Here is a 26,243-nt window from a genome sequence, read left to right as displayed (position 1 = left end):
AGACATACCAGCAGCGCTCAAAGAGTAATCCATTCGCCGTTGTGGTTATCTACAGCGGCTGCTCATAAAAAAGTATTAGACCTCTCGGAAAATAAATTTGAGACCATTATGCTGTTTGATCTAAAATCTAATTTCTAGAGAAGTCTATTGGATAAACAGGGGTTACAAGCTGTCGGTTAAAATCTTCCCAAATCTGTACAAAGCTTACAGATGAGATAGTTATTCAGCCAAGTAGTTAATCAATTAATACAGGTTACTCTGCTCTTAACCGTTTCTGCGAATCAGGAACGGTTTTTAGCTTGGATTTCAAGAGCGTTCAATGGAGCTACTACTGGTATAACATTGTTGAATTCCGTATTTTCGGCAATGTTTCAACTAGAACAGTACTCTAGTTCAGAGACATTGCTTTGGTAATAGCGATGTTCAAACTAGCCCTAATTCTTAACCACAGGCGAAGTTTGTCCCCAACCTCCAGTAAATGTATGCGCAAACCGCAGGCACTCTCGGCGCGATTGCACAGGTGCCAGTGCCGGAGGCAATCGCTCTTAAGGCCTTACCCTTGAGTCATTAGTCAAACACCAAGAACAAATGACTGCTGGACGAGTAACTCAGTATTGTTGCTAGGCTATATACAGCTGAAGAAACACAGCAATTTTGATCCAAGTAGAGGGGAACTATGCCGCACACGATTGTTACTGATGTCTGTGAAGGTGTCGCTGATTGCGTAGACGCCTGTCCGGTTGCTTGCATTCATCCTGGTCCTAGCAAAAACGTCAAAGGAACTGATTGGTACTGGATTGACTTTGCCACCTGTATTGACTGTGGTATATGTATCCAAGTTTGTCCAGTAGAAGGCGCGATCGTCCCAGAAGAACGACCCGATTTACAAAAAACACCGTAGATAAGTCGTATAAACGGTTAACATTCGTCAACTACCCACACTAACACTCCGTGTATAGTGTGGGCTTGCAAGAGTCAGCTTTTGAAAAACAGGCATCCTAAAATAAAATCTTGCCTGTTTTTACAGTAATACTACTGGATAAAGATTTAAAAAAGTAACATAAAATATTTATTGTTCGGAAATTGCAGGTGCGTTTACGTATACATAAATATAGCTGTCCTACGTAGGTAAACTCATGCAACGGTTAAGCGTACCCCTGATAGCCAATATCTTAACGTTAAGTCTGGCGACTGTAGCAATGACCCTGACGTCTGCTTACAGCGCTACAGCGGGCACACTGAATCTGAATTTTACAAAGCTACAAAGCGTAATAGATCCTGATTCTGTTCTTACTGGTGTCTACCGTGCCGATCTCTCCAATCTTGGCTCCGATATTAGTTCCATTGCTATCACTGATATCATAGGAACAGCGGGTGCACCTGGGAAATTTAGCGGTTTTGATTTGGATGCCATCAAAATTAGCAACGTCTTGGTTAACAATGCCACAGAAGCCAAAAACTTATCAGGGTTAAATGTCTTCGATTTTTCTAGTCCTTCGGGAACTGTGTTCACCCCAGGAGCCCAGCGTCCTCCGGTCGATCCAGAAGCTTTATTTGGTGTAACTGGCGGTATTGTAAACAACTCACTCGCCACGCTGGACAATTTTGATGCCAAGTCCACAGCTGACGCCAATGCTTTTGGATTCCTCAGTTTAGGTGATGGTGGAAAAATTGTGTTTAACCTCAAAAATCCCATTCCCACAACCAGTTCACTGTACTTATACATTGGAGAGGCAGGTGATAATGGTGAGACAGCCAGCGGTCAAATTACTGTCTCTGACAAACCACGTGAGGTTCCAGAACCTACAAGCTTAGCTGCTGTATCTTTACTCGGAATCTACTTTGCGGTAAGCCGTAGAAAGAAAACAAAAGCTGCTTAATTTCAAATTCACTAGCCATTAACATAAAAGTTAAGACATAAAAGTTAAGACATAGGTTTTTGACCTATGTTTTTTCATTTTGGCGCTGTGTTTGTCTTGGTATATAGTTATATCGTTTAATTTCGAGCAAAATGACTGTATTTTAAAGTAACTATATTTTGAATTTATAATAAAGGACATTATGTCTGATTCGCTCACTCATTCGTCTCCCCTCCTAGAAGTGAAAAACGTCCACGCTGGATACATCAAAGACGTGGATATTCTGCAAGGTGTGAATTTCCGGGTGGAACCGGGAGAATTGGTAACAGTAATTGGTCCTAATGGTGCTGGTAAATCTACCTTAGCGAAAACCATTTTTGGGCTTTTAACCCCACATACAGGCTCAATTACCTTCAAAGACGAGAATATCACTGGGCTAAAGTCGAATCAAATTGTTCAGCGGGGAATGTGCTACATACCGCAAATTGCCAATGTCTTCCCCTCCCTCAGCGTAGAAGAAAATTTAGAAATGGGCGCTTTAGTCCGCAATGTTCCCCTGAAACCGCTCAAAGATAAAATATACACTATGTTCCCCAAGCTTGGCGATCGCCGTCAGCAACGCGCTGGAACCCTCTCAGGTGGTGAACGCCAAATGTTAGCAATGGGCAAAGCTTTGATGTTGGAACCCAGCTTACTGCTTTTAGATGAACCTTCTGCGGCTTTGTCTCCTATCCTAGTGACGCAAGTTTTTGAGCAGATCAAACAAATTAACCAAAGTGGTACAGCGATTGTACTAGTAGAGCAAAACGCCCGTAAAGCTTTGGAAATGGCTCATCGAGGATACGTCCTAGAGTCTGGACGCGATGCTATCTCAGGTCCCGGTTTGGAATTATTGCATGATCCTAAGGTAGGCGAACTGTACTTGGGAGCAGGTAAAGCGCACTAGTCATTAGTCAAAACTCAAAGATTTTTGACTAAGGGATTTCCAAGAAATAAATTATTCAACTTGTGGGGTGGGTATCCTTACCGCCCAGATTATAGGACGGGCGCCAATCCCATCCCACAAGAAAAGTTGGATATTTTTTAATTTGGAAGTCCCTAATGACTAGTGAAAATTAAATGACTCTTAAACCGTGTCCTTGCTCACTCTTGCATCCTTCTCGAGTTTGAGAAGCTGTTGTCACCTGGGTTCCGTTAAGTGAGATAGACTGATGAGTCGAATCAATGGATTTGTAGGGCGTCGTGATTTTTTGAGGCATTGCGTTGCAAAGGTTCCCCTGATGTATACTGCCATGAAGTTTGCAGGTGTGGGAGGCTTTGCAATTGGCGGTAGCCTTCTTTGGCAAAAACAGCAAGCTGTTGCTCTACAAGCCGCAGTTGCTGATGCAAGTCCAGCAAATCCCAATCCAGTCAATGGGGACAAAGCTTTAAAACTATTATTGGATGGAAATCAACGATTTTTACACCAAAAGCGAAAATACCCCGACCAATCGTTAGAACACTTGCGATTGGTTGCTAAAGGTCAATATCCTTTTGCGTCTATACTTGGCTGTGCAGATTCTAGAGTACCAGCGGAAATTATTTTCGACCAGGGACTTGGGGATTTGTTTGTCGTGCGAGTTGCTGGTAATGTCGCCAGTGATATGGTTATAGGTAGCTTGGAATACGCTACAGCAGTATTGGGTTCTCAACTGATTGTGGTTTTGGGTCATAGAAAATGTGGTGCTGTAGCAGAGGCGCTTCAAGAACAACCTGTTCCTGGCAGAATAGGCTTTGTTGTTGAAGGGATCAAACCAGCCGTACAAAGAGTCAAGTTGAGAACAGGCGACATCCAAGACAATGCAGTTATAGCCAACATTCAATATCAGGCAGAAAAATTACAGGAAAGCTCAATGATTTTGGCTAAACTCATCCGCAAAGGTCAACTAAAAATTGTTGGTGCTTGTTACGATATTGAAACTGGTAAAGTGTCTATTCTTACCTAGGGCAACTCCAAAGGAGCATTGAAATTAGAATATCCATTAGAGGTGAACAGGAAGATTAACGGTAGCTTAAACTTGAGGAGCTACACCCTGAAATTCAGATAAGAATAGATTAAGCGTGAGCGGGAAGCAAGTCTACCATTTGACGCAGAGCTAATAAAAGCTGAAGCTCAGAAAAGACTCGCTTAAAAATACGGAAGCTGAGACATGACCAAAGAAGTCGTTGGCTGTAATGATTCCGCTTGAACAAACAGGGTACTTTGGTCGGGAAAAGGTGTCCAATTTTGGTCGGATAACGGTTCAGAGGCAATAGTAACTCGGGTCGGGTGGTTTGCATCATCGCAAGACCAATAAAGAGTAGGGGTTTGTGTGCCGTAAGCGTAGCGACTTGCCGCGATCGCTTGACCATCACTGACAATGACATTGGCACTAAAGCTGGTGTCGTGTTCTTTAGCCAGGTGCGTCAATTTTTGTAGCGTGGCACGTAAGGCTGACAACAGGGTGCTGTTTGGAGACGACTGCCACATTTCCACCAGTAGGGCAAAGATGTGCTCAGAGTCAGTCATGCCCTTAATGAGACGGTATGTGGAATCAGAAAGGCGGTCACGTATCGGTCTATACAGCGTCTGTTGAAAGTTTGTGATCTCGCCATTATGCACAAACAACAGGTTGCCACTGCGAAATGGCTGACAGTTGCTAATATCGAGCGATTCACCCGTTCCAGTGAGTCGGACATAGCCTAGCGCACAAGTAGATTGTACGTAGTGGCTCAACTCTTTCAGGTTCGGGTCGTTCCACATCGGGATAGTGTTCCGGTAAATGAATGGTTTACCCGCTTCATCATACCAGCCTACACCGCTCCCGTCTGCACAAACGACTCCTGACTTTAATTCAAGAGGGTTGTAACTTTGGTTGTACAGGGAATGCTCCTGCTTATAAAGCAACTCATCTAATTGGATGCTATTGCCAAGGTAGCCAACTAATCGACACATAAGAAAAACAGTTCTATTGAGCGGGATACACTCATTACATTAAGGTTCGTACATAAAAGTTTAGCAAACTAAATTTTTTTTAGCTTTCCGACTCTTAAGCAAGGAGCTAACGCACGAGGTTATTTAATGCGTAGATACTATAAGCGGCTGGTCAGTAATTTCTGCGTTTCCTGCATAAGTTCACTTAGATGCCTATTAATCAACTTTCGCAATCCAAAGGTAGAATTTCAACGTATCGTCCCAGATTTATAATTTTATCTGCGTCCATCTACTTCGGCGTCCATCTGCGGTTAAAAATTCTTCATGGTTCTCCAACTCCTCCCAAAACACCTGCAAACCATCTACACCCACGCCGAAACTACCTATCCAGAAGAGTGCTGTGGTATAATACTAGGCAATCTGACAAGCGAGGGCAAAACTGTGGTAGAAGTGATGCCAACAGAAAATGCCTGGAACGCAGAAACAGCGGCAGAGCTTCCAGGAGATGACACATTAGATTACAGTAAAAGGCAAAGGTATGCGATCGCACCTCAAGTCATGTTGCAGGCACAGAAAGAGGCACGCGATCGCAAACTAAATATCATCGGCATTTATCACTCTCATACTGACCATCCAGCGATTCCTTCAGAATATGACCAAAAGCTTGCTTGGCAGGAATACTCTTACATCATTGTTTCGGTACAGAATGGCAAAGCTAGTGACATGAAAAGTTGGACTTTGGATGATAGCCACCAGTTTCAGCAAGAAGCAATTGAAAAGTTAGGTTAAGAACAAGTCATACAAAAAGACACAAAGGGTATTGTTTTTCGGTAGGATTAAAAATCCGCTCTTCCTCATCAAACTGCTATGCTCAATCCTAATCTGGATGAAATCCAGTTAACCAAAGATGATTACGAACGTTACTCCCGCCACCTAATTTTGCCGGAAGTGGGCTTGGAGGGACAAAAACGCCTAAAAGCTGCCAGTGTGCTGTGTATCGGTACGGGTGGTCTAGGTTCACCTCTGCTTCTGTATCTGGCGGCGGCGGGTATCGGACGCATCGGTATTGTTGATTTCGATGTTGTCGATACTTCCAACTTGCAACGTCAAGTCATTCACGGTACATCTTGGGTGGGTAAACCTAAGATTGAATCTGCAAAGAATCGCATTCTAGAGATTAATCCGCATTGCCAGGTTGATTTGTACGAAACTCGCCTGACTTCGGAAAATGCCCTCGACATTATTAGACCTTATGATATCGTAGTGGATGGTACCGATAACTTCCCCACTCGTTATCTAGTCAACGATGCTTGCGTGTTGCTGAACAAGCCCAACGTCTACGGTTCGATTTTCCGTTTTGAAGGGCAAGCCACAGTATTTAACTACGAGGGTGGACCAAACTATCGTGATCTTTACCCCGAACCACCACCACCAGGAATGGTTCCCTCCTGTGCGGAAGGTGGGGTGCTGGGTGTGCTGTGCGGTATTATTGGCACTCTCCAGGCAACGGAAACTGTCAAAATCATTATCGGACAGGGTAACACTTTGAGTGGACGCCTGCTACTGTATGATGCTCTCAATATGAAGTTCCGAGAGTTGAAGCTGCGTCCTAACCCAGTTCGCCCTGTGATTGAAAAGTTGATAGACTACGAACAATTCTGCGGTATCCCACAAGCCAAAGCACAAGAGGAGAAACAGCAGATGGAAATGTCAGAAATCACAGTGCAGGAGTTGAAGCAATTGCTGGATAGTGGTACAGATGATTTTGTGCTGCTAGATGTCCGCAACCCGCACGAGTACGAAATTGCCCAAATTCCTGGTGCAGTCTTGATACCGTTATCGGATATTGAAAACGGTGAAGGCGTCCTTAAGGTGAAGGAATTGGTCAATGGTCATCGCCTAATTGCCCATTGTAAATCGGGTATGCGTTCTGCAAAAGCCCTCGGTATTCTCAAGGAAGCGGGAGTTGATGGCACGAATGTGAAGGGTGGAATTCTTGCTTGGAGTAAGGAAATCGACCCATCGGTACCAACATATTAGAGAACGAACCGCAAAGACGCTAAGGACGCGAAGCTTTATTTGCGTCTTTAGCGTATTTTTTTTGGAAAAGAATCTAGATTATTTGTGTATATCTAGCCTAATTAAGCAAATTTTCCTTCGGTAGATAGTTGCTTTCTTTATATTTTTATAGAGAATTTTGCTTGCTCTCGGTTTTTGCTTGACAAATCTTGAGTCCAAAAGACGTAAGTTGATTGAGAAGTTGATGACTTTCAAAGGAAATAATACTAAAGTTAGATAAGCGGAATTTCATGAACAAGTAGAACTTAAATATGCCCACTAGGCAGCTAGTTACCAGCTAGCTCCCAGCAGGACTTCCTCCGTAATTGAGCGTGCAACCAAGGAGGCTAATCTTATCGTGTCAAATACTTCCAAAAATTGTCATCATAATGACGATATAAGTAATATTCAAACCTTAGATGGTTTACGGATAGTTGTAGTAGATGATGATGCTGACAGCCTTGTCTTAACTACGTTTATTCTTGAAAGCTACGGTGTTCAAACAATGACGGCAACATGTGCGTTGGAAGCGATTGAGGTCATCAAACAATCTGTACCAGATGTTTTAATTATTGACATTGCAATGCCGGAAGTGGATGGATATTCGTTAATTCGTAAAGTCCGAACACTCAATTCTCCACAAAATCAGATTCCGGCTATTGCTCTAACAGCTATGGATTCAGAAGAAGGTCGCGACCTTGCTCTCAAAGCTGGGTTTCAATCCTACTTGATTAAACCTACTGAACCTAATGATATACTAACAGAAATTGTAAATATTGTTACTGAAAAGCGTTAATTCTAACTGTTGACAAAATAAAAGCTTCTAGCCATAGACTGGATAAAAGCTGAAATATTGATCGCAATAATCGGGTAGAATGTAGCGTGTTGATGCCCTTAATCTGGTCTTACTTAGAGAAAGAATAAACTGACCAGTGTATAAGGAGCAGCGTTTAGGTATCGATGGAATTACGACAGACTCCAATCACAGAGGAAACCCTGTGGGAAGCAATTCTCAATCGAAACCCCAGTTTTGAAGGAAAGCTTTTTTACGGTGTCCGTTCTACAGGCATCTACTGCCGACCGACTTGTTCTAGTCGAAGACCAAATAGAAAACAAGTTTGTTTCTTTGTGTCACCACAAGAGGCTGAAACTGCAGGTTTTCGACCTTGTAAGCGGTGCCAGCCACAATATGAAACAGCGCCAAATTTGACCAAGGCTAAAATCTTGGCAGTCTGTCGATACATTGAAGAACAAGTTGATCACATCCCTACTCTATCAGAACTCAGTTCTCGGTTTGAGATAAGTCCTAGCTACTTGCCACGAGTCTTTAAACAAATGATGGGCGTATCTCCTTTTGAATATGCAGATGCACTTCGTAGCGATCGCTTTAAGCAGCGTCTTCAACAAGGGGCAGAAATTGCTCATGCGCTTTACGACACAGGATATGGATCGAGTAGCCGACTGTATGAAAAAGCTTCCCAGCAATTTGGAATGACACCAAAAACTTATCGGTGCAGTGGCAAGGGAATGCATATTGCCTATACCATCGTTCCATGTTCTCTAGGATATTTGCTTGTGGCAACAACCGAGAAAGGTATCTGTGCCGTTAAATTAGGTGATGAAGTAGATGAGCTAGAACGTATTCTTGTTAGTGAATTCAATCAGGCGCAAATCCTACGTGATGACAACTTACACCGAGACTGGCTACAAACAATCCTCAATTTCATCACAGGAGACGAGCTACACCTCGATTTGCCGCTTGATATACGCGGGACAGCATTTCAAAAACAAGTTTGGCAGGCTTTGCAGAAAATTCCCTATGGGGAAACGCGCACCTATGCTGACATCGCCCGTGAAATTGGTAAACCTCACGCAGTTCGCGCTGTAGGTACTGCTTGTGGTGCCAATCCAACAGCACTCATCGTACCGTGTCACCGTGTCTTGCGAACTGATGGCACTCTCGGTGGTTATCACTGGGGAATTGAACGCAAAGAAAAACTTTTGGCAGAAGAAGTGAAACGGACGGGCGAGACGCCCATCCCACAAGAATAATGCTTAGAAAATCAGCTTTTTGGTCATTTTTTTTAACTGTCTAGTTATTTCTGCCGCCCTGTACTAGCTACTAGAAGCAACTGGCTGTTTCTGCTCCTGCTTTTTAATGTTTCGCCTTCCCCAAGGCTTTAAGACTGAAATGCCAATGATTGCTAAAACGCATGAGGTCTGAATAATAGCACCCACAAGTACTCCGTTCTGGTCAAATACATACAGCGGATTTTGCAGTGCTTGTATCCTTTCTGCTGCAGAGATGGCGGTTATTGCATTTGTCCAAGGACCAAGCCAAATTGTGCCAGTGACAATGAGTGCTACAGTTGCTATCCACTTGACGATCACCCAGTAGTGTTTGAAAAATCCCCAAATGGTAAGCCAGCAAAGCAATCCACCTGTTATCAGCGATAAGGTGGCAGAGGGGATGATTACAAAGTCATCCAGCAGCTTCATGACTGAGTTGATAGCGTACAGTTCATCACCATTGGGAGTGTTTCGGTTGCTTAAAGCAATTGCAATCATGCATAAAGCAGTACCAAACCAAATTCCTCCAAAGGCGACATGAGAAGCCAGCAACCAGTTTTTTTGCTTGACGCTTAGCTTGTTCATATTAGTTTTTCCAAATTTTAATTAGGCACCTTATAGTTAGGTTCCTAACTATAAGCTTACACTAGGTAGCAATCATCCACAAGCATTTTATTTAGGGGTCAAGCATTGCTGAGGTTCCAGTGCGTACTTTGTTTAAAAGCTTGATGAGTGTCTTTTTTTCACTGTCAGTGAGATTCCCCATCAAGTCGGTGGTGCGGCAAAAATGGTCTGGAAGCATTTGAGAAAGCAAGTCCCGTCCTTTGTCTGTTAATTGCAAGCGCAGCATTCGCCTATCTGTTATGTCAGGAAGGCGTCTTACCAATCCATCTCGTTCAAGTCCGTCAAGGAGTCCTGTGATTGTTGCTTTAGTCACACCGGCTCGTTGAGCACATTCAGAAGGTGTTAGCCCTTTCTCGTCCGTCAAATACAATTGCATCAACAAAGTAAATTTCCCCGCGAAAGACCGTAGCGGGCAAAATGAACATCTAAGGCTTGATAAACATCAGCCGTGGTGTGTAGAAAAGCCAAACAAGTTTCTATTGAAGCAACATCTAACTCTGGGTAGCACTTGGCAAAATTCAGTATTGTTTGTTTATCAACAAAGGGACGCAGTATGACCACAGTTAAAAACGAATTTGATTAGCTTGCTAATTATAAGGTAGCCTGAAAGTCGAATTTTCTATTGTTGTGTCTATGTTGATCTCAGAATCACTCACACAAGAAACTCTTACTTATGCTTTGATGGAGCTAGCCAATCGCGACAGCGATTTTGCCGAATTTTACAAACTTTCGGACCTCCCCCTTTGTGGGAAAGAGAAGCGGGTTTCCCAACACTCCTGCGTATCATTTTGGAACAACAAGTATCTTTAGCTGCTGCAAAGGCTGTATTTAACCGTCTGTGTGCAGTGGCGGTACCGCTGACACCAGAAAATTTTCTTACTCTGGATGATGTTCAATTGAAGACAATTGGGTTTAGTCGGCAAAAGATTTTATATGGTCGTGCATTGGCGATCGCAATCACAAGTGGTCAGCTTAACCTCACCAACCTAGAGACAATGGACGAAACAGCTATCCGGACTGAGTTAAAGCGCATCAAAGGTATTGGAGATTGGACAGTAGATATTTACTTATTGATGGCGCTGCTACGCCCTGATGTTTTTCCCAAAGGCGATTTAGGACTGGCGATCGCCACCCAAAAACTCAAGCAATTGACGCTACGTCCAACACCTGAAGAACTGGCAGCAATTGCAGACAACTGGCGTCCTTGGCGTGCTGTTGCTGCCAGAATTTTATGGCACTACTACCTAAGCGATCGTAAAGGTTTTGAAAAAAGTACGCGATCGCTGACTTAATTCTGCTGAGAAAACTTAATAGGAACACTCTTTCTCGTTGAGAGCAAAAAATTAGAATGCACCCCTCAACAGGCGTTGGCTGATATCGCACTCTCTAAGCTAGCTACTTTAGTTCGTCGGGAGTTTTTGGCTTCATGAATTAAATCTGTTGAAAAAACCCAAGGGTTCAAATCAGCAGGAAAAATAAAAAATTCTATCCCATAGGAGTCCTTTACGGTGAAGTGAGATAGCCTCTGTCAGGCGTAAAAACATAATTGGAGTCCATAAGCATAATCTGCTGCTGTAAAAGTAGACAACGACTCGGCTCGTTGTGTACTCAGACTGCGGGAGTGGATTTTGCAAAGGCGAAATCATACTAAATAACAGTCATCTGTCAAAAGGTAGAAGAGGATCTATCTATCATTTGACGCATTATTGGGAATGATAACAACTAGCTAAAGATAGTTGTTTAGTATGATTTTTTACGTATACTTTATTCGCTTTTCTGTGAAAATAAGAGACAATACTGCTGCGACTCACCTAATTTCTGCATAAGTCAACTTTAGTTGCGTCTATAAGAATATGTAAAAAAGTTCTCTTTACTTGACCAGAAAGAAAAAGGTACAAGCCCCTAAATTTATTTATGGAAAAAGAAAAAATGTATTTCATCGAGTAGGCGCAAGCGTCTACGGTCTCTGCTTGACTCAAGCCCCCAACTTCGGTTATGGGGTTCTTACTTTTGAATGCGTGAATGCGTGAATGCGTGACTTCCCCGTAAGCGGAGCGTGTCCGTAAGGACTCAGGGGCTGACCTTATTGGGAGATAATTCCGGAATATCTCAGCATATGCAGCGTCAAATGATACTTATAAGGTCAGTTGCTCGCTGATGTTATTTTTTACTCAGATTATACTAATTTTGTCAAGAATAAATATACAAAACTTCTTTTAGACTCTTTTATAAGTAATAATATGCATGTCAAAACAATTTTGATTCTGGCAGCGAATCCTACCAATACCTCAAGGCTACGACTGGATGAAGAGGTACGGGAAATTGATGAGGGATTACGACGCGCAAACAAACGAGAGCAGTTTAACCTAGAGCAGAAATGGGCAGTTCGTTCACGAGACTTTTACCGAGCAATCCTCGATTATCAGCCCCAGATTGTACACTTGTGCGGGCACGGTGCAGGCAAAGATGGTATTGTCCTGGAAGATGAGACGGGACAGGCAGCATTGATCCGGGCAGATGCATTGGCGAGTATGTTTAAGCTGTTTGCCAGCAAAGGTGTCGATTGTGTCCTTTTAAACGCTTGTTACTCAGAAGTGCAAGCTTCGGCAATTAGCCAACACGTCAACTATGTGATTGGCATGAATAACACAGTTGGGGATAAAGCAGCCGTTGCCTTTGCTGTAGCGTTTTACGATGCAATGGCTGCTGGGGAAGGTGTGGAGTTTGCCTATGAGTTGGGCTGCTCTCAAATGGTAACTTTTGTGGAGCAGCAAACTCCGATACTAAGAAAAAAAGAGTTAATCACTGTCACCACACAGCCAGAAACGGAAGTTATTCCCCCAACCCTTACCAAGGATTGTCTGCATTTGGGGAGGAGGATGCAGCGTTCTTTTTTGGAAGAGAAACGTTTGTGAATGGCTTAGTTCAAGCGGTTCACAAACAGCCCTTGATAGCAGTGATTGGTCCTAGTGGGAGTGGCAAATCTTCTGTAGTGTTTGCGGGACTGATTTCACAGTTGCGGGAACAGGGAAGTTGGCTGATTGAATCTTTCCGTCCTGGGAACCAACCGTTTTATCAGCTTGCTTCTGCATTGGTGAGTCAATTAGAACCGAAAATGGGTGACACTCAACAACTGCGGGAAGCCGCTGGACTAGCAGCAGATATGCAACAAGGCAAAGTCACTTTGCAGCAAGTGGTGTCTCGCATCACAGAACGCAATCCGGATAAACGTCTGTTGCTGTTTGCAGATCAGTTTGAGGAACTCTACACTCTTTGTCAGGTGAAGGAAGAACAAGAGCGCTTTGCTGATACGTTGCTCGAAGCGATTCACCAGAAAAGTTTAACACTGGTTTTCACTTTACGGGCTGACTTTTACGGCTATGTGCTTTCCCACCGTCCGCTTCGGGATGCATTGCACGAGTTTACACCACAACTGCTGAGTTCCATGAATCAGGAGGAACTACAGGCGGCAATTGAGCAACCGACACAAAAGCTGGAAGTACAACTAGAGGATGGATTGACTCAACGAATTCTCGATGATGTGGGGCAAGAACCTGGTAACTTGCCATTGTTGGAATTTGCCCTCACCCGACTGTGGGAGAAGCAGGTTAACCGTGTGTTAACTCACCAAGCCTACGATGAAATTGGCGGTGTCAAAAAAGCTATAGCCAATCATGCTGAACAGATTTATCAACAACTGAGTGAGGCACAACAGAAGCAAACACAGCGAATTTTTCTGCAATTAGTGCGTCCAGGGGAAGGAACAGAGGATACTCGGCGGCTAGCAACCCGTGCCGAAGTTGGGCAAGATAATTGGGGATTGGTGAGTTATTTAGCAGGATATCAAGCACGTTTGGTTGTGACGGGACGCCATGAACAGGAAGATACGGTAGAGGTGGTGCATGAAGCGCTGATTCGGGAATGGGGAACCCTACGCGAGTGGATAAATGCTAACCGTCAGTTTCGCGTTTGGCAGGAACGGTTGAAGGTAGCATTACGTGAGTGGAAAAATAGCAACCATGACTCAGGGGCGTTGTTGCGAGGCGTGCCATTGACGGTGGCGGAAGATTGGTTGCACAAACGCGTGGATGAAATGACGCAGGAGGAACGAGACTTTATTCAAGCTAGCGCCCAACAACGGGATAGGGAGAAGCAGCAGCGCGATCGCAGACGGCAGCTGACAATCATCGAACTAGGTAGCTTCTCTGTGGTAGCTCTAAGTTTGGCAGCGGTAGCTGGCGTAGGCTGGAGGAGTGCGGCAATCAGTCAAATTAATTCTCTTACTAATACTTCAGATGCGCTTTTGAACTCAAATGGGCGAGAAGCCTTTAAACTAACTTTCTTATTGCTTGGTGGGAGAATCTGCTTCAAACAGATATTGGCGTTCTTACGTTAAGCTGTTGAGAGAAAACTTTTCGGTCTACTGAATATCGCTTCTTAACTTAAAAAGAGCAAACACTCAGAAAGCGCCCATCCCAATAATGCCATAACCATCATGCAGAAAAGGATGTACTCCGACATTTTGACACCTCAATGAACACTAACCCTTGTCAGTAGGTGATAGTTATAAATAAACATTTTCAAATTAAAGATAAAACATCGCCCTACTCACAACTTCTATCAGAAGTCAAAGCATTCCTTTTCGCAATTCATAACTTTGGGTGAAAATCTACTCCCATATTTCCTACTTCTTTAGAATTATTTTCTATACCTTAGAGCAGTTTTCAATTGGTAGAATACAGGCTGGCTGTAGGGACACTTAGCCTTGCTCATTAGTGTTAACTTAAGCCAAAACCCTCTAAAATCTCGTTTCCAGGTTCTACCTGGAAATGCAGTTTAAGCGGCTCTGCCGCAAGTAAGGCAGGCAGAGCCTGTGCCAGTAGGCATTCCCAGCCTCAGGCTGGGAACGAGGCGCCTCCCTCCCCGAGCTTGCGGGGAGGGGATTAAGGGGAGCCAGCGCTGCAGGAGGGTTTCCCGACAGAGGCGACTGGCGTGTGGGGTAAATCAACGTGGAATAAAGGGTTGAACATGATTGTTGACACCAATGAGCAAAGCTTCGTGCCCCTACCATGTGGTTTAAAGTTTATCCTTTTAAAAGCGCTGTAAGAAGGTGAGTGTCTGAGAAAAGTTTTGATAAAGTATAGGACTCCTCCGCAGATTTTTGAACGGCACGTAAGGTGGGCAGTGCTTAGCAAAACCCGGATGTTCTCGGAAAATACGGTAAGCACTGCCCACCCTACAATACTTAAGATTTTTCTGAGAAAACTTTTGATAAACTGCCTAAGCTATTTCAACTTAAGCGTATACTCTCCGTAAACAGCAATTTTTTCAAATCCCAATCTTTGATAACTGGATATTGCACCTGTATTGTCAGCTTTGACATTCAAACCAATATAATCCACGCTGTCTAATAATGACTGGCACAATTTTGCACAAACCTTTGTTGCCAAACCTTGTTTACGAAAGTCTGGGTGTGTTGTGACATTGCCTAGTGCAGCAACTTTATATTGTGGTGAATATACATGCACACCAGCCACACTTACCAATACCGCTCCTTGACGGACACCATAATAATGTCCTGTTTCCAGCATTCTTGGGTCAAACCAGTTGCCTGGATAGCTCACATGATACAGCGCCTTTAGCTCCTGCAAATCTGATTGAGATATCTGTTGTACACAAGATGTATCTACTTTGTTTAAATATGAATTTAAATACAAGAGATTGGTTAAACCCATTTTGTTATAAATTCCATGAGATTGGATTTGGTAGTTTTTGGCAAAAATTTCTACTGTTTTACTATTTAAATGGGCGTAAAACCGCTTTGGCAGAAGATGTGAGATAGAGTGCAGCAACTCACTCATCTCTTCTCCAGAACCTTCAGTCAAACCTAGTAAAACAGGAAGTTCAGCACCAAGGTACAACAGTACGATTTGGCGGATACTGTCACTATCCTGACAGGCGTACCAGATAGTATATGACCAAAAAAAGTCATCTAAATCTCCAAGCTCATACAAATGCAAAAAAGGATGACGGCGCAGAAACGCTTCTATTTTTTCCTTGTCGTGGAGACAAACTGGCTTGATAAATTGCATATGTTGGTAGTTGCTTTAGCGTACTTTTTGAGAGTTTCCAAAAACGCGAAGACTGCAGGAGTGTGTAAAGCATCTGCCAAAATCGCTACAGCAATCACTCTTTCAAAGGGGACTGGCAAAGTATATACCTGCACTTCTTTTGGAACAGGTTCAGCCGCTAGACGTGCTATAATTGCAGCCCCCAATCCTTTTAAAACCATAGTGACGATTGTTGAATCTTCTACAATAGAGGAATTAGTACACATCGGCGGTGCTTTAGCCTTGAGATGATTATGTAGTGCAAGACCACAAGGTAAACAAGGTAGCAAAACCAAGGGATAAGCGGCTATATCTTCCCATGTAATTTGGTCATTACTGATTTTTGTGTTTGGAGGTAAGAGAACAATATATTCATCACGTAGCAGTTCCCAAGCCTCAAATTCTGCAGATGTTGGTAAATAAGTAAACCCAATATCAGCTTGCCCATCACGAAGAGCTTGCTCAACTTCAATATAGCTAAGTCGTTCCGCTATGCTGACAGTAATTTCAGGATAACGGGAACGAAAATCAGCAATCACTTCTGGTAAAATGTGGGTTGCCACGCTACGAAAAGAAGCTATTCGCACGCTTCCACCGTGTAAACTTTTGTGCAAATCTGCTTCCTTTCGCATTGTTTCTATATTTTGCAGCGCCAAACGGGCATAAGGAACAATTTTTTCTCCTGCTGGTGTCAGTACTGCACCATGCCGACCTCTAACAAACAACTGTACGCCCAGTTCCTCTTCAAGTGTGGCGATCGCATGACTTACAGCTGGCTGAGACAGGTTCAATTCCAAGGCTGCTTCACTGAAGTTACCATTATCTGCCACTGCAACAGCGGCTAGAAGCTGGGAAAGTTTCATGGCAAATCCGGGAGTTCAATGTAGTACTTATTGTAATCCAAGTGTCGTACCTTGAGAGTATGGGGAGTAGAGGGAGTATTTTCTTCCCTATCTTCCCCCACTTCCTCCACTTTCTTTCACCCCTACCCCTAAGTCATTTATAAATGCCATTTATAGAAGCTATGCACGTCATGTTTTGAATACCAACACAAAAGTTGTTACCGTCATGGTTGCAATACAAATATTAAGGCTGCTGTGATGAAAGGTATCAATTTGAAGTCAGACAACTCCTGCATTGCTATTAGTCAAAACGCACAAACAAAAGCGAACTGGCAAACCTCGTTCTCTTTCTCATGGCTGTATAAAGTTTGGCAAAAATTCATTTATGCGCTAACAAGTCCTGAAGAATTGCAAGTTTGGCAAAAACGCGATCGCTTCGGTAACACCTATTGGGAAGCTTACGACCCTCAGACAGGGGGATATTTCTCCTCTGGTTCTGAAGCTGATATCCTTGCATGGGTTGAACAGCGTTATCGAAGATAGAGATTGCTGCAAAAAATTTTGGCGATATTGCTTCTTATTCTGTGTAGTCACATTAGTGGTAGAGGTAGATTAATATGACACAGCTTATTCTCGTGATTGGCAACAAGAATTACTCATCATGGTCACTGCGTCCTTGGTTGGCAATGAAGCAATTCGGATTGAATTTCAACGAAATTCGCATCGCTCTTTACACACCAGAATCCTCTTCACAAATTAGGCAATACTCACCATCAGGAAAAGTGCCTGTACTATTGCACGACAATCTAACGATATGGGATTCTCTTGCTATTTTCGAGTATCTAGCTGAAGAATTTTCCAACATATACTGGTTACCTGAAGATAAAGCTGCACGAGCTGTAGCCCGTTCTATCAGCGCTGAAATGCACTCAGGCTTTCAGAGTTTGCGGCAAAATATGCCTATGAACTGCCGTGCTAGATTTCCTGGAAAGGGAATGACTCCGGAAGTCCAAAAAGATATTGACCGAATTACTGCAATCTGGAGAGAATGCCGTCAAAACTTTGGCACAAGTGGTAATATGTTGTTTGGCAAATTTACGATTGCAGATGCGATGTATGCACCTGTTGTTTCCCGGTTTGTAACATATGGTGTTCAACTAGATGCAATCTGCAAAGAATATGCTGAAGCTGTCTTTGCATTACCAGCAATGCAAGAGTGGCTAAACGCAGCCTCTAATGAGTAGGAAATTATCTCTAGTTATGAGCTTATTGTTTAATTACCCACTCATCACAAGTTTAGGTGATTATACCATTCTTCGCGCCTAGCCTTTCACAAACTCAATAGACTTCTTGCAAAAGTATGATTAATTGATATTTAGAAACAGATGGACACCGATATTTATCTGTGTCCCATGAGTGTCCATCTGTGGTTTAATCTCAAAAACATTGAATCAGTGCAAGAGTTGTAATCTCTTCTGTGCGCGTGCTACTCAAGCATTTCTTTACCCTGCCATAAATCCTTAATGTTTTCCTGAACGCAAAAGTAAAAAATAAATGTAAGCTTAAACATAACAAGCTTTCTAGAATATGTAGCGTAACTAGCACCTGTGTTGTAATACAAAACGTTGAATAACACAAGGAATTGCATCATGAGTACAATCAATTTTGTCAACGAGAATCAGGAAGTTGTAGCAGCATATGGTGCTAACTTAAGGCTAAAAGCTTTAGAAAACCGCATCCCCATTTACAAAATGCTGGCAAAACTGGCTAACTGTGGGGGTTCCGGTCAATGTGGCACCTGCATTGTGGAAATTGTTGAAGGGCTGGAAAACCTTTCTACCCGGACAGAAGTAGAAAAGGTGATGCTTAAGAGAAAGCCGGAAAACTACCGCTTGGCGTGTCAGACTTCTGTCTATGGTCCTGTCAGCGTCAAAACCAAACCTTAGTTTTGGTCAAAACTTACTTACTATCGGCGACTTGCTTCATCTAAATAGTAGTGGTAGAAGCTGGGGAAAAGCTTACTTTTTTCTATTGCTCGCTAACTAACCCAAATTTAGCAGTGTAGGGGCGTAACGCATTACGCCCCTACACTGCTAATGAACTTCTACCTTATACTTTGGGCGTTAAAGTTTTCCTCCAGATGACTCTTAAAGTGAACTTAACTTTGCTTTTATCTTCACCAATTATGATGATAGTCTAGGAAATAAGTAATAACACGGAATCCACTTGATAAAACTGAAATTAATTTGACATTGTATTTTATTAGAGTAATTTATAAGTAATGCTATAGAGAGCAACTTCATACTTCTCTAAAGCCAAACAACAGTGCAATCTACCTGCTCAACAACATCAAAATTCCATCATTAGATTAGTTAATGACCGCAAAATCCACGCTAAAAAATGTAGTAATATACACCTTGTCCCAGGGAATCAAAAAACAGTGGATTTAAAATGGCCAGGGTAAGGTTAAGCATCTACATTCACATCTACCCTCGTCCAAATTTAGTAGAGAAATTTTAATAGCTAGTAACAACCTTCTCCTAGTGTCCCTAATTAATATGTGTCAATTTAGATACATATAAAAAATTAGGACTCGCTTTTGGCTGAGCGACAGCTAGCAGGCGGACGAGTCGAAATTGTCGTTCTTAACTTCATCCTTACTTTTTCGACTGAAACTATTCGTTTCGTTTTTATCTTTAGAGTAAATGAGGAGCTTCCATGCCCGCAATTAACCTGAACAGTCCTTATTCTCAAAACTTTGATTCGTTAGCCAATTCAGGCACTAACAATATATGGAATGATGATTCCACTATTCCTGGTTGGTACTCCACCAGACCAACCTACACAGCAAATAATGGCTCAAGCAATACAGGGTCACTCTACAGCTTTGGTACTACTGGTAGCACAGAGCGAGCTTTAGGATCTGTGGCATCTGGCACCACAGGTACTATTTATTATGGAAGTCGTTTTGTCAACAATACCAGCAGCACCATCACCTCCCTCAATATTGGCTACACGGGTGAACAGTGGCGTAATGGTGGCAATACTACCCCTCAAAAACTAGATTTTCAATATCTAATAGGCGCAACAAGTATAGATTCAGGTACCTATGTGGATTTCGATGCGCTGGACTTTACAAGTCCAGTTGCGACAGCAACTACTGCTGCCCTAGATGGCAACACAACAGCAAATCGCACTGCTTTGTCTTCAACTTTAAGTGGTCTGAACCTTGCTCCAGATCAAGAAATTTGGCTTCGCTGGCAAGACACCAATGACGCAGGAAATGACCACGGTTTGGGAATCGATGACTTTAGTATTTCGCCAGGAGGAGTGACTCCATCACCTGTTACAATTGTCTCAATTCAAGCAACAGATGCAGCAGCAGCAGAAGCAGGATCTGATCCAGGAATTTTCCGAATTACACGCACGGGTGACACCAGCGCAGCCTTATCTGTTAATTACACCGTTGCTACAGGTGCAGGTCAGGCAACAAATGGTACTGATTACACACCTAACTTAACTGGCACTGCCGCGATCGCAGCAAGTCAAGCGTTTGTAGATATCACCATTACACCTGTTGATGATACTACAGTAGAAGGGAATGAGACAGTAACACTAACACTGGTTGATACTGCTGACTATGACTTGGCTGGTTCCAGCACAGCAACTGTAACTATTGCAGATAACGACATTGGTCCTGGAGCTATCCGCATCCATGATATTCAAGGTGCAGCGCACATCTCACCCCTCAACAATCAAAGTGTAACCAACGTCCCCGGTATCGTGACAGTCGTGCGGAACAATGGTTTCTACTTAGAAGATCCCAACCCAGATAGCAATGATGCCACCTCAGAAGGTATTTTTGTTTTCACCTCCTCTGCACCAACAGTAGCTATTGGAGACTCGGTGTTGGTTTCTGGTACGGTAAACGAATTCCGTCCTGGCGGTGCTGCTACCAACCTGAGCATCACTCAAATTGTCAGCCCATCAATCTCTACACTGTCGAGTGGCAATACTCTGCCCGCTCCAACGGTGATTAGCGCTGCACCAGGCAGTGGTGTTCGGACGATTCCTACTCAAGTTATTTATAACGATGCGGCAAGCGATGTAGAAAACGCTCCATTTGAACCATCTCAAGAAGGCATTGATTTCTACGAAAGCTTAGAAGGAATGCAGGTGCAAATCAACAACCCAGTCACATCTGGGCTGAGAAATCAGTTTGGGGAACTCTATGTCTTAGCAGACAATGGTGCAGGAGTGACGGGAAGAAATTCTCGCGGTGGGATCACAATTAGTGGCGAGAACTCGACTGATATTGGCAATGCACTGCGTAACAGCGATTTTAACCCAGAACGCATTCAAATTGATGACACCTTTCTACCCACTGGCTCTTCGATCCCTAATGAGAATGTTGGCACTCAATTAAGTACAATTGTCGGAGTCGTTAACTATGACTTTGGTAGCTACGAAGTTCTTCCCACAACAGCACCAACTGTTGTGACACCGAGCTCAATAGCCAAAGAAGTCACTACGCTAACTTCTGATAGCAATCAGCTCACGCTTGCAACCTTCAACGTAGAAAACCTTGATCCTGGTGACGGTTCAGCCAGATTTAACGCCCTCGCCGATGCTATTATCAACAATCTCAAGTCCCCTGACATCATCAGTTTAGAAGAGATTCAGGATAATACTGGACCAACAAACAATGGTGTAGTGGATGCTAGCGTAACTTTCCAAACATTGATTGATGCGATCGCTACGGCTGGAGGTCCTAGATATGAATTCCGCCAGATCGATCCCGTTAACAATACTAATGGCGGTGAACCTGGTGGTAATATCCGAGTGGGATTCATTTTCAATCCCAACCGGGTGTCTTTTGTAGATCGTCCTGGTGGTGGCTCTACTGTTAACACTACAGTCACCAACGTCAACGATTTTCCCCAGCTTTCTGATAGTCCCGGTCTCGTTGACCCCACCAACCCTGCCTTCAATAGCAGTCGCAAGCCTTTAGTTGGCGAATTTATTTTCAATGGTCAGACTGTATTTGCTATTGGCAACCACTTCACCTCTCGAGGCGGGAGTCAGACTCTTTTTGGGCGTAACCAGCCGCCAACCCAGGGGGGTCAAAGTGCGCGTGAAAACCAAGCTGCCATAGTCAACGCATTTGTGGATCAAGTTTTGGCAGTAGATCCCAATGCCAATGTTGCTGTTCTGGGTGACTTTAACGAATTTCAGTTCTTCCCTGCATTACAAATCCTTAAAGGGAACGTAAATGGTGAACAGCCTGTACTCAATAACCTGACTGAGACGCTACCTATCAACGAGCAATATACTTATAACTTTGAAGGTAATGCTCAAGCGCTAGATCATATTCTGGTGACAGGCAATTTATTCAACAGCCGGAGTGGGTATGATGTAGTTCACATTAACTCAGAGTTTACAGATCAGCTGAGTGACCATGACCCCATCGTTTCTCGTTTCAATCTATCACCGAATTTGAATAATGGCACATCAGGTGCTGATACCTTAGTCGGTAGTGCCAACCAAATTATCACCGGCTTTGAAGGGGCAGACACCCTTATCGGTAGTTCTGGCAGAAATATCTTTGCATATAACAGCATCCGTGAGGCAGGCGATACCATCCAAAACTTCCAACCTGGTGTAGACATTCTCGACTTCGGGCAGTTATTTGACAGTCTTCGTTTAAGTAATTTAAACTACAACAGCGCTACTACGGGAGGATACTTAGGCTTTAGTTCTCAAAACAACAATACGAACGTCTTGATTGACCCTGATGGTTCAGCTGGTCGCGCTCCTTCTACATTGCTTGCTACTGTTCTAGGAGTATCTACTGAAGACTTAAATATCTCTGCCAACTTCTTAATTTAAGCTGGCGAATTTCTAATAACGTTTCTGAGGGTAAGTGTTGTCTAACTCATCAAGTTATAGTATATACACTTAGCTTCAGAAATACTGTGATACAGTAAATGACACAGTAACAACCTCATTTTTATCCGTATCAGGGATACAGGCAAACCATTAGTGGCTTTGAAGCTAGCGCAGACGCAATCTTTCCTCACGTAGCTATTTCAAAGCCAGTCAATCCCAATTATACGAGTGCAACTACCTAGGGTTACTTGAGTTTAGAAGGCTCTAACAATTGTGCGATTTACAGTTTCTCCTCTGTTGTTCTTTCTTAAGAAAAACCATGAGGTTGGCTGAACATCTCTCAGTTGTATTTCTCCTACAAAATTTCACCCAGTAACAAAGGTAATAACTTTATGACAATTTCTCATTTCATCAAACGTTGCGCTCTCAAGACAATTGTTGTTAGTTTTGCTAGTTTTGGTGGTTTAGCTACAGTTGCTTTCCCTTCTTTTGCTGCTCAAGTCAATTTCAGTGGTTGGCAGGTTTCGGGTGATGTTACAACCCCTGGTGTAGGTCAGGCTAATCTTTCTAATAACGCTTTGCTAAATGATGATCGTCCTCAATCTGATACATTATTCAATTTTTCAGGTAATCCAGCAACAGAAGCGCTACAAACCCCAGCATTACAAAATTTCTTAGGCGTAGCCGAGAATTTTTTAGATCGTTCTGGCATAGCATTTGAAGGATCTGCAATCAGAAATACAATTGCCGCTCAAGCTGGTGATGTCTTCCGCTTTAGCTATAACTTCCTGACTAATGAAACAGCACAACCTGTTCCCTTTGATGACTATGCCTTCTTCTTTGTAAGAAATGCAGACACCAATGAAGTTGTTAACTTTAACGCTTTGGCTTTCCCAAATGCTCCATCTAATCCCTCTAGCCCGTATAACACTCAAACAGGGTTTTTAACCAAAAGTTTTACTTTCTCTGCTCCTGGAAACTACACTCTAGCTCTTGGGGTTGTGGATGTAAACGACTATAATGTCTCCTCTGCCCTACAGATACGCGACGCCAACTTAGAACCTGTTCCCGAACCTATCACCATTGTGGGTTCACTCACAGCGCTTGGCTTCGGCGTAGGTCTGCGTCGGCGCTTCCGGAAGCAAGCGTAAGTATTGAGCCTTAATCCTTTTTTGAGACGGGCGTCTCGCCCGTCTTTTCCATATTATAGGCGGGCAATATGCCCACCCCACAAGAGCCATATCCCTGAGCGGGCAAGATGCCCACCCCACAAGAGCTTTTAGCTAATTTTCCCAGTAAAAACCCGCTCGGCTGGTCCTGTCATGTAAAGGCGTTGGTCGATTTCTAACCATTCAATTTGCAAAGGTCCTCCCGGAAGCTCAACTGTAGCTTTCCGCTCGCACTTCCCTGTCAATACACCCGCGACTAACGACGCACACGCACCAGTTCCACAAGCTAAAGTAATACCAGCCCCTCGTTCCCATACCCGCATTTTTACGTAATCAGGACGCACCACTTGAATAAATTCTGTATTTATCCTTTGCGGAAAAGCTGGGTGATGCTCAAACTCGGGACCAATGGCTTCCAGAGGAATTGCTGCAACGTCATCTACAAAGGTAATACAGTGAGGATTCCCCATACTGACACAGGTGACATCCCAAGTTTTCCCTGCTACCTCTAGCGGTTGATTAATCACTTTTTCGTTTGCTGGGCGTATAGTGGTAGGAATTTCACCAGCGAGTAGCTTGGGGATACCCATATCTACTTTAACTTGACCATCCGCCATGAGTTGGGGTGTAATCACACCAGCTAGCGTATGAATGCGATATTGGTCGCTCTTTTTGGCGTCACCTTCTAAATCAGCTAAAAAAGCAGCGAGACAGCGAATGCCATTACCACACATTTCTGGTTCTGAGCCATCGGAATTGAAAATCCGCATGGTATAATCAGTACCGTTTTCGCCAGGCAAGGCAAAAATAACACCATCAGCACCGATACCAAAGTGGCGATCGCACAACTTAACTGCTTGTTCGGGAGTGATGACGGGCGTTGATGACGAGCGATTGTCAATCAAGATGAAATCATTGCCCAGACCGTGATACTTAGTAAATTCGATTGCCATTGCCAAAATCGATCAAGTATATTTAAGTTTCTATGTCATTAGTGTATTGTGCTTTGTCAGTTGTGAGTTACCGAAAACTTGGGTTTAAAGCCCCGTCCTAAAGGAGCAGCTTTTTCTTTGTCTTTAAAGATCTAACGAGTTCTCGAAGTACGTCGCTTTTTGTTCTGCCAACAGATGCGCAGTAATCTTCAAGGATTTCAAGTTCATATTCTTCTAGTCTAAAATCTAATCGTTTCTTCATAAGATTGTACAGATTATTGGTGTACAATATTAGCATGAAAACCCTCAAGTTTAAATTGTACGAACACAAGCGAAATAGATTTCTTAAGCGGTCAATTAACGCCGCAGGAGTGATCTATAACCATTGTATTGCCTTGCATAAACGGTACTACCGGATATGGGGCAAGCACTTGAGTTGTGCAAAACTTCAGGCTCATATTGCCAAAATGCGGAAACGTAACCCTTTCTGGCAGTTGATTGGTTCTCAAGCAGTACAGGATATCTGCCAACGTATTGAAAAGGCATACCAACTGTTTTTTAAACATCACAAAAATGGGGTTAGACCACCAGGATTTAAAAAGGTCAAAAAGTACAAATCATTCACATTAAAACAAGCAGGATACAAATTTCTTGGCAGCAATCGAGTCAAAATAGGAAGTCGGGTATATCAGTACTGGAATTCTAGAGAGATAGAAGGAACGGTTAAGACTTTAACTATTAAGCGCACCCCACTAGGTGAGTTATTTATAGTTATTGTTGTTGACAATGTGGTTGACCCAGAAATCAAGTTTAAGACAGGTAAAATCGCTGGATTTGATTTTGGATTGAAAACATTCCTCACTTGCTCTGACGGTTCTAGTATTGAATCACCTCAATTCCTTAAGCAGTCTATTAACGCCATCAAAAAAGCCAGCAAGCTTCACTCCAAGAAGCAGAAACGTTCGGCGAATCGGGAGCGGGCAAGGTTGAATCTTGTTCGTCGCTACGAAGATGTCGTTAATCGTCGCGCTGATTGGTTTTGGAAGCTAGCACATTTACTAACCAATAAGTTCGACGTGCTATGTTTCGAGACTTTAAGCCTCAAGGGAATGCAACGTTTATGGGGACGCAAAGTCTCAGACCTCGCCTTTGGCGACTTTCTACGGATTTTAGAATGGGTTGCCAAGAAAAAGAATAAGCAAGTCGTGTACATAGATAGATGGATACCATCTAGTAAAACTTGCTTTCATTGCGGACATATTTTAGATGATTTAGATTTGTCGATTAGAGAATGGCGTTGCCCGTCCTGTCGGTTAGTTAATGCAAGGGACGAAAACGCAGCTAAAAATATTCTTGCAGTTGGGGCAACAAAAACGCTGGGTTAGGTGATGTCAGACAGGGTATGCCTGCAATCACTGCTTGACCCCAGAATCCCCACGCATGGACGGCTGGGGAGTATGTCAAGACTAAATTAATGACTAATAACTAATGACTAATAAGTAATAAGTATGATTACGGAATTTGACACCTCACTGCCTAGCGTTCGGCAAATACAAAACCTGATTCAACAAGCAGCGACAATCCAGTTAAAACTGCTAACTGGCGACACATTGACTGGGAAAGTTATATGGCAAGACGCACAATGTGTGTGTCTTATAGATGAAAACAGCGAGCAAACGACTGTGTGGAAGCAAGCCATTGCATACATCAAGCCCAAACAATAGTCCTTTGTTGATT

General features: G+C 43.2%; 24 protein-coding genes and 1 pseudogene. 18 read left to right on the top strand and 7 right to left on the bottom strand.

The genetic code is table 11. From position 1 onward, the window contains the following. The first annotated feature begins 676 nt into the window (after window positions 1-676). The 4 genes from V5G28_RS08770 (at window position 677) to V5G28_RS08755 (ending at window position 3,844) form a co-directional block, all read left to right on the top strand. Complete coding sequence (locus tag V5G28_RS08770; RefSeq protein WP_041032559.1) at window positions 677-901, top strand: indolepyruvate ferredoxin oxidoreductase subunit alpha; 225 nt, start codon at window positions 677-679, stop codon at window positions 899-901. Window positions 902-1,136: 235 nt separating this feature from the next. Continuing rightward, entirely contained in the window at window positions 1,137-1,880 is a 744-nt protein-coding gene (locus V5G28_RS08765) for a PEP-CTERM sorting domain-containing protein (RefSeq protein WP_332995049.1), read from the top strand. A gap of 181 nt (window positions 1,881-2,061) precedes the next feature. Then, window positions 2,062-2,805, top strand: a complete 744-nt coding sequence (locus V5G28_RS08760; protein WP_332995047.1) for an ABC transporter ATP-binding protein — start codon at window positions 2,062-2,064, stop codon at window positions 2,803-2,805. Between the two features lie 265 nt (window positions 2,806-3,070). Then, window positions 3,071-3,844, top strand: coding sequence for a carbonic anhydrase (locus V5G28_RS08755; protein WP_332995044.1), 774 nt, complete (start codon window positions 3,071-3,073; stop codon window positions 3,842-3,844). Between the two features lie 182 nt (window positions 3,845-4,026). Here V5G28_RS08755 and egtC read toward each other — a convergent pair whose 3' ends face one another. Next, window positions 4,027-4,833, bottom strand: coding sequence for an ergothioneine biosynthesis protein EgtC (gene egtC / locus V5G28_RS08750; RefSeq protein WP_332995042.1), 807 nt, complete (start codon window positions 4,831-4,833; stop codon window positions 4,027-4,029). Window positions 4,834-5,136: 303 nt separating this feature from the next. Here egtC and V5G28_RS08745 point away from each other — a divergent pair, with 303 nt between their 5' ends. From V5G28_RS08745 to ada, 4 genes are all read left to right on the top strand, one after another. Beyond that, window positions 5,137-5,601, top strand: coding sequence for a M67 family metallopeptidase (locus V5G28_RS08745; RefSeq protein WP_332995040.1), 465 nt, complete (start codon window positions 5,137-5,139; stop codon window positions 5,599-5,601). 78 nt (window positions 5,602-5,679) lie between these two features. Next, complete coding sequence (gene moeB / locus V5G28_RS08740; RefSeq protein ID WP_096563623.1) at window positions 5,680-6,852, top strand: molybdopterin-synthase adenylyltransferase MoeB; 1,173 nt, start codon at window positions 5,680-5,682, stop codon at window positions 6,850-6,852. A gap of 376 nt (window positions 6,853-7,228) precedes the next feature. After that, the gene (locus V5G28_RS08735) at window positions 7,229-7,666 is read left to right on the top strand and encodes a response regulator (RefSeq protein WP_096563624.1); all 438 of its coding nucleotides are present in this window, start codon (window positions 7,229-7,231) and stop codon (window positions 7,664-7,666) included. A 164-nt stretch (window positions 7,667-7,830) separates the two neighbouring features. Beyond that, window positions 7,831-8,922, top strand: a complete 1,092-nt coding sequence (ada, locus tag V5G28_RS08730; RefSeq protein WP_332995035.1) for a bifunctional DNA-binding transcriptional regulator/O6-methylguanine-DNA methyltransferase Ada — start codon at window positions 7,831-7,833, stop codon at window positions 8,920-8,922. A 63-nt stretch (window positions 8,923-8,985) separates the two neighbouring features. Here the strand turns inward: ada and V5G28_RS08725 are convergent, their stop codons facing one another. The 3 genes from V5G28_RS08725 to V5G28_RS08715 all read right to left on the bottom strand — a co-directional run bounded on the left by V5G28_RS08725 (window position 8,986) and on the right by V5G28_RS08715 (window position 10,125). Continuing rightward, window positions 8,986-9,525 (bottom strand): hypothetical protein, encoded by a 540-nt coding sequence (locus V5G28_RS08725; RefSeq protein WP_332995031.1) that lies wholly within the window; start codon window positions 9,523-9,525, stop codon window positions 8,986-8,988. 91 nt (window positions 9,526-9,616) lie between these two features. Further along, window positions 9,617-9,940: a MarR family winged helix-turn-helix transcriptional regulator gene (locus V5G28_RS08720; RefSeq protein ID WP_336230132.1), complete on the bottom strand. Its 324-nt coding sequence runs from the start codon at window positions 9,938-9,940 to the stop codon at window positions 9,617-9,619. Beyond that, entirely contained in the window at window positions 9,940-10,125 is a 186-nt protein-coding gene (locus tag V5G28_RS08715) for a hypothetical protein (protein WP_336230131.1), read from the bottom strand. The genes V5G28_RS08720 and V5G28_RS08715 overlap by 1 nt, the downstream gene beginning before the upstream one ends. A gap of 182 nt (window positions 10,126-10,307) precedes the next feature. Between V5G28_RS08715 and V5G28_RS08710 the strand changes: the two genes are divergently transcribed. The 3 genes from V5G28_RS08710 (at window position 10,308) to V5G28_RS08700 (ending at window position 13,960) form a co-directional block, all read left to right on the top strand. After that, a complete protein-coding gene (locus tag V5G28_RS08710) occupies window positions 10,308-10,856 on the top strand; it encodes a DNA-3-methyladenine glycosylase family protein (protein ID WP_336230130.1) in 549 nt (182 codons plus the stop codon). A 948-nt stretch (window positions 10,857-11,804) separates the two neighbouring features. Beyond that, window positions 11,805-12,479, top strand: coding sequence for a CHAT domain-containing protein (locus tag V5G28_RS08705; protein ID WP_336230128.1), 675 nt, complete (start codon window positions 11,805-11,807; stop codon window positions 12,477-12,479). Beyond that, a complete protein-coding gene (locus tag V5G28_RS08700; protein WP_332995023.1) occupies window positions 12,422-13,960 on the top strand; it encodes an ATP-binding protein in 1,539 nt (512 codons plus the stop codon). The genes V5G28_RS08705 and V5G28_RS08700 overlap by 58 nt, the downstream gene beginning before the upstream one ends. 889 nt (window positions 13,961-14,849) lie before the next feature. Here V5G28_RS08700 and V5G28_RS08695 read toward each other — a convergent pair. Both V5G28_RS08695 and V5G28_RS08690 read right to left on the bottom strand, forming a co-directional pair. Beyond that, a complete protein-coding gene (locus tag V5G28_RS08695; protein ID WP_332995020.1) occupies window positions 14,850-15,656 on the bottom strand; it encodes a GNAT family N-acetyltransferase in 807 nt (268 codons plus the stop codon). Continuing rightward, the gene (locus V5G28_RS08690; protein WP_096563633.1) at window positions 15,611-16,537 is read right to left on the bottom strand and encodes a LysR family transcriptional regulator; all 927 of its coding nucleotides are present in this window, start codon (window positions 16,535-16,537) and stop codon (window positions 15,611-15,613) included. Before V5G28_RS08690 ends, V5G28_RS08695 begins: the two co-directional genes overlap by 46 nt. A 237-nt stretch (window positions 16,538-16,774) precedes the next feature. Here V5G28_RS08690 and V5G28_RS08685 point away from each other — a divergent pair, with 237 nt between their 5' ends. The 5 genes from V5G28_RS08685 to V5G28_RS08665 all read left to right on the top strand — a co-directional run bounded on the left by V5G28_RS08685 (window position 16,775) and on the right by V5G28_RS08665 (window position 23,556). Further along, window positions 16,775-17,059, top strand: coding sequence for a hypothetical protein (locus tag V5G28_RS08685; RefSeq protein WP_096563634.1), 285 nt, complete (start codon window positions 16,775-16,777; stop codon window positions 17,057-17,059). 74 nt (window positions 17,060-17,133) lie between these two features. Beyond that, complete coding sequence (locus V5G28_RS08680; protein ID WP_096563635.1) at window positions 17,134-17,760, top strand: glutathione S-transferase family protein; 627 nt, start codon at window positions 17,134-17,136, stop codon at window positions 17,758-17,760. Between the two features lie 405 nt (window positions 17,761-18,165). Continuing rightward, on the top strand, window positions 18,166-18,462 hold the full coding sequence (locus V5G28_RS08675) for a 2Fe-2S iron-sulfur cluster-binding protein (protein ID WP_096563636.1): 297 nt from the start codon (window positions 18,166-18,168) through the stop codon (window positions 18,460-18,462). 772 nt (window positions 18,463-19,234) lie between these two features. Continuing rightward, window positions 19,235-22,405 carry an endonuclease/exonuclease/phosphatase family protein gene (locus tag V5G28_RS08670; RefSeq protein WP_332995013.1) on the top strand — a complete coding sequence of 1,057 codons (3,171 nt, stop codon included), beginning with the start codon at window positions 19,235-19,237 and terminating at the stop codon, window positions 22,403-22,405. A 392-nt stretch (window positions 22,406-22,797) separates the two neighbouring features. After that, complete coding sequence (locus V5G28_RS08665; protein ID WP_332995010.1) at window positions 22,798-23,556, top strand: PEP-CTERM sorting domain-containing protein; 759 nt, start codon at window positions 22,798-22,800, stop codon at window positions 23,554-23,556. Between the two features lie 128 nt (window positions 23,557-23,684). On the opposite strand, the gene dapF is transcribed toward V5G28_RS08665, so the two are convergent. Next, window positions 23,685-24,527, bottom strand: a complete 843-nt coding sequence (gene dapF / locus V5G28_RS08660) for a diaminopimelate epimerase (RefSeq protein WP_332995007.1) — start codon at window positions 24,525-24,527, stop codon at window positions 23,685-23,687. Window positions 24,528-24,802: 275 nt separating this feature from the next. Between dapF and V5G28_RS08655 the strand changes: the two are divergent. Together V5G28_RS08655 and V5G28_RS08650 are read left to right on the top strand one after the other, a co-directional pair. Beyond that, a pseudogene (locus V5G28_RS08655) lies at window positions 24,803-25,929 on the top strand (RNA-guided endonuclease InsQ/TnpB family protein). Between the two features lie 85 nt (window positions 25,930-26,014). Further along, entirely contained in the window at window positions 26,015-26,230 is a 216-nt protein-coding gene (locus V5G28_RS08650) for an Hfq-related RNA-binding protein (RefSeq protein WP_332995005.1), read from the top strand. Window positions 26,231-26,243: the final 13 nt, after the last annotated feature.

The sequence above is a fragment of the Scytonema sp. PRP1 genome (genome assembly GCF_036697665.2).
In the GTDB taxonomy this organism is placed as follows: domain Bacteria; phylum Cyanobacteriota; class Cyanobacteriia; order Cyanobacteriales; family Nostocaceae; genus Kalymmatonema; species Kalymmatonema gypsitolerans.
Note: the sequence above shows the minus strand (reverse complement) of the source record. Positions and strands in the feature narration are given on the sequence as shown.

Bases quoted from the DNA above. Each gene is read 5' to 3' on its own strand.
- V5G28_RS08680 (WP_096563635.1), top strand. From the start codon at position 17,134: ATGACACAGCTTATTCTCGTGATTGGCAACAAGAATTACTCATCATGG.
- V5G28_RS08690 (WP_096563633.1), bottom strand. From the start codon at position 16,537: ATGAAACTTTCCCAGCTTCTAGCCGCTGTTGCAGTGGCAGATAATGGT.
- V5G28_RS08760 (WP_332995047.1), top strand. From the start codon at position 2,062: ATGTCTGATTCGCTCACTCATTCGTCTCCCCTCCTAGAAGTGAAAAAC.
- V5G28_RS08650 (WP_332995005.1), top strand. From the start codon at position 26,015: ATGATTACGGAATTTGACACCTCACTGCCTAGCGTTCGGCAAATACAA.
- V5G28_RS08705 (WP_336230128.1), top strand. From the start codon at position 11,805: ATGCATGTCAAAACAATTTTGATTCTGGCAGCGAATCCTACCAATACC.
- V5G28_RS08695 (WP_332995020.1), bottom strand. From the start codon at position 15,656: ATGCAATTTATCAAGCCAGTTTGTCTCCACGACAAGGAAAAAATAGAA.
- egtC (WP_332995042.1), bottom strand. From the start codon at position 4,833: ATGTGTCGATTAGTTGGCTACCTTGGCAATAGCATCCAATTAGATGAG.
- V5G28_RS08765 (WP_332995049.1), top strand. From the start codon at position 1,137: ATGCAACGGTTAAGCGTACCCCTGATAGCCAATATCTTAACGTTAAGT.
- V5G28_RS08770 (WP_041032559.1), top strand. From the start codon at position 677: ATGCCGCACACGATTGTTACTGATGTCTGTGAAGGTGTCGCTGATTGC.
- V5G28_RS08685 (WP_096563634.1), top strand. From the start codon at position 16,775: ATGAAAGGTATCAATTTGAAGTCAGACAACTCCTGCATTGCTATTAGT.
- V5G28_RS08725 (WP_332995031.1), bottom strand. From the start codon at position 9,525: ATGAACAAGCTAAGCGTCAAGCAAAAAAACTGGTTGCTGGCTTCTCAT.
- ada (WP_332995035.1), top strand. From the start codon at position 7,831: ATGGAATTACGACAGACTCCAATCACAGAGGAAACCCTGTGGGAAGCA.
- V5G28_RS08720 (WP_336230132.1), bottom strand. From the start codon at position 9,940: ATGCAATTGTATTTGACGGACGAGAAAGGGCTAACACCTTCTGAATGT.
- V5G28_RS08670 (WP_332995013.1), top strand. From the start codon at position 19,235: ATGCCCGCAATTAACCTGAACAGTCCTTATTCTCAAAACTTTGATTCG.
- V5G28_RS08665 (WP_332995010.1), top strand. From the start codon at position 22,798: ATGACAATTTCTCATTTCATCAAACGTTGCGCTCTCAAGACAATTGTT.
- V5G28_RS08755 (WP_332995044.1), top strand. From the start codon at position 3,071: ATGAGTCGAATCAATGGATTTGTAGGGCGTCGTGATTTTTTGAGGCAT.
- dapF (WP_332995007.1), bottom strand. From the start codon at position 24,527: ATGGCAATCGAATTTACTAAGTATCACGGTCTGGGCAATGATTTCATC.
- moeB (WP_096563623.1), top strand. From the start codon at position 5,680: ATGCTCAATCCTAATCTGGATGAAATCCAGTTAACCAAAGATGATTAC.
- V5G28_RS08675 (WP_096563636.1), top strand. From the start codon at position 18,166: ATGAGTACAATCAATTTTGTCAACGAGAATCAGGAAGTTGTAGCAGCA.
- V5G28_RS08745 (WP_332995040.1), top strand. From the start codon at position 5,137: ATGGTTCTCCAACTCCTCCCAAAACACCTGCAAACCATCTACACCCAC.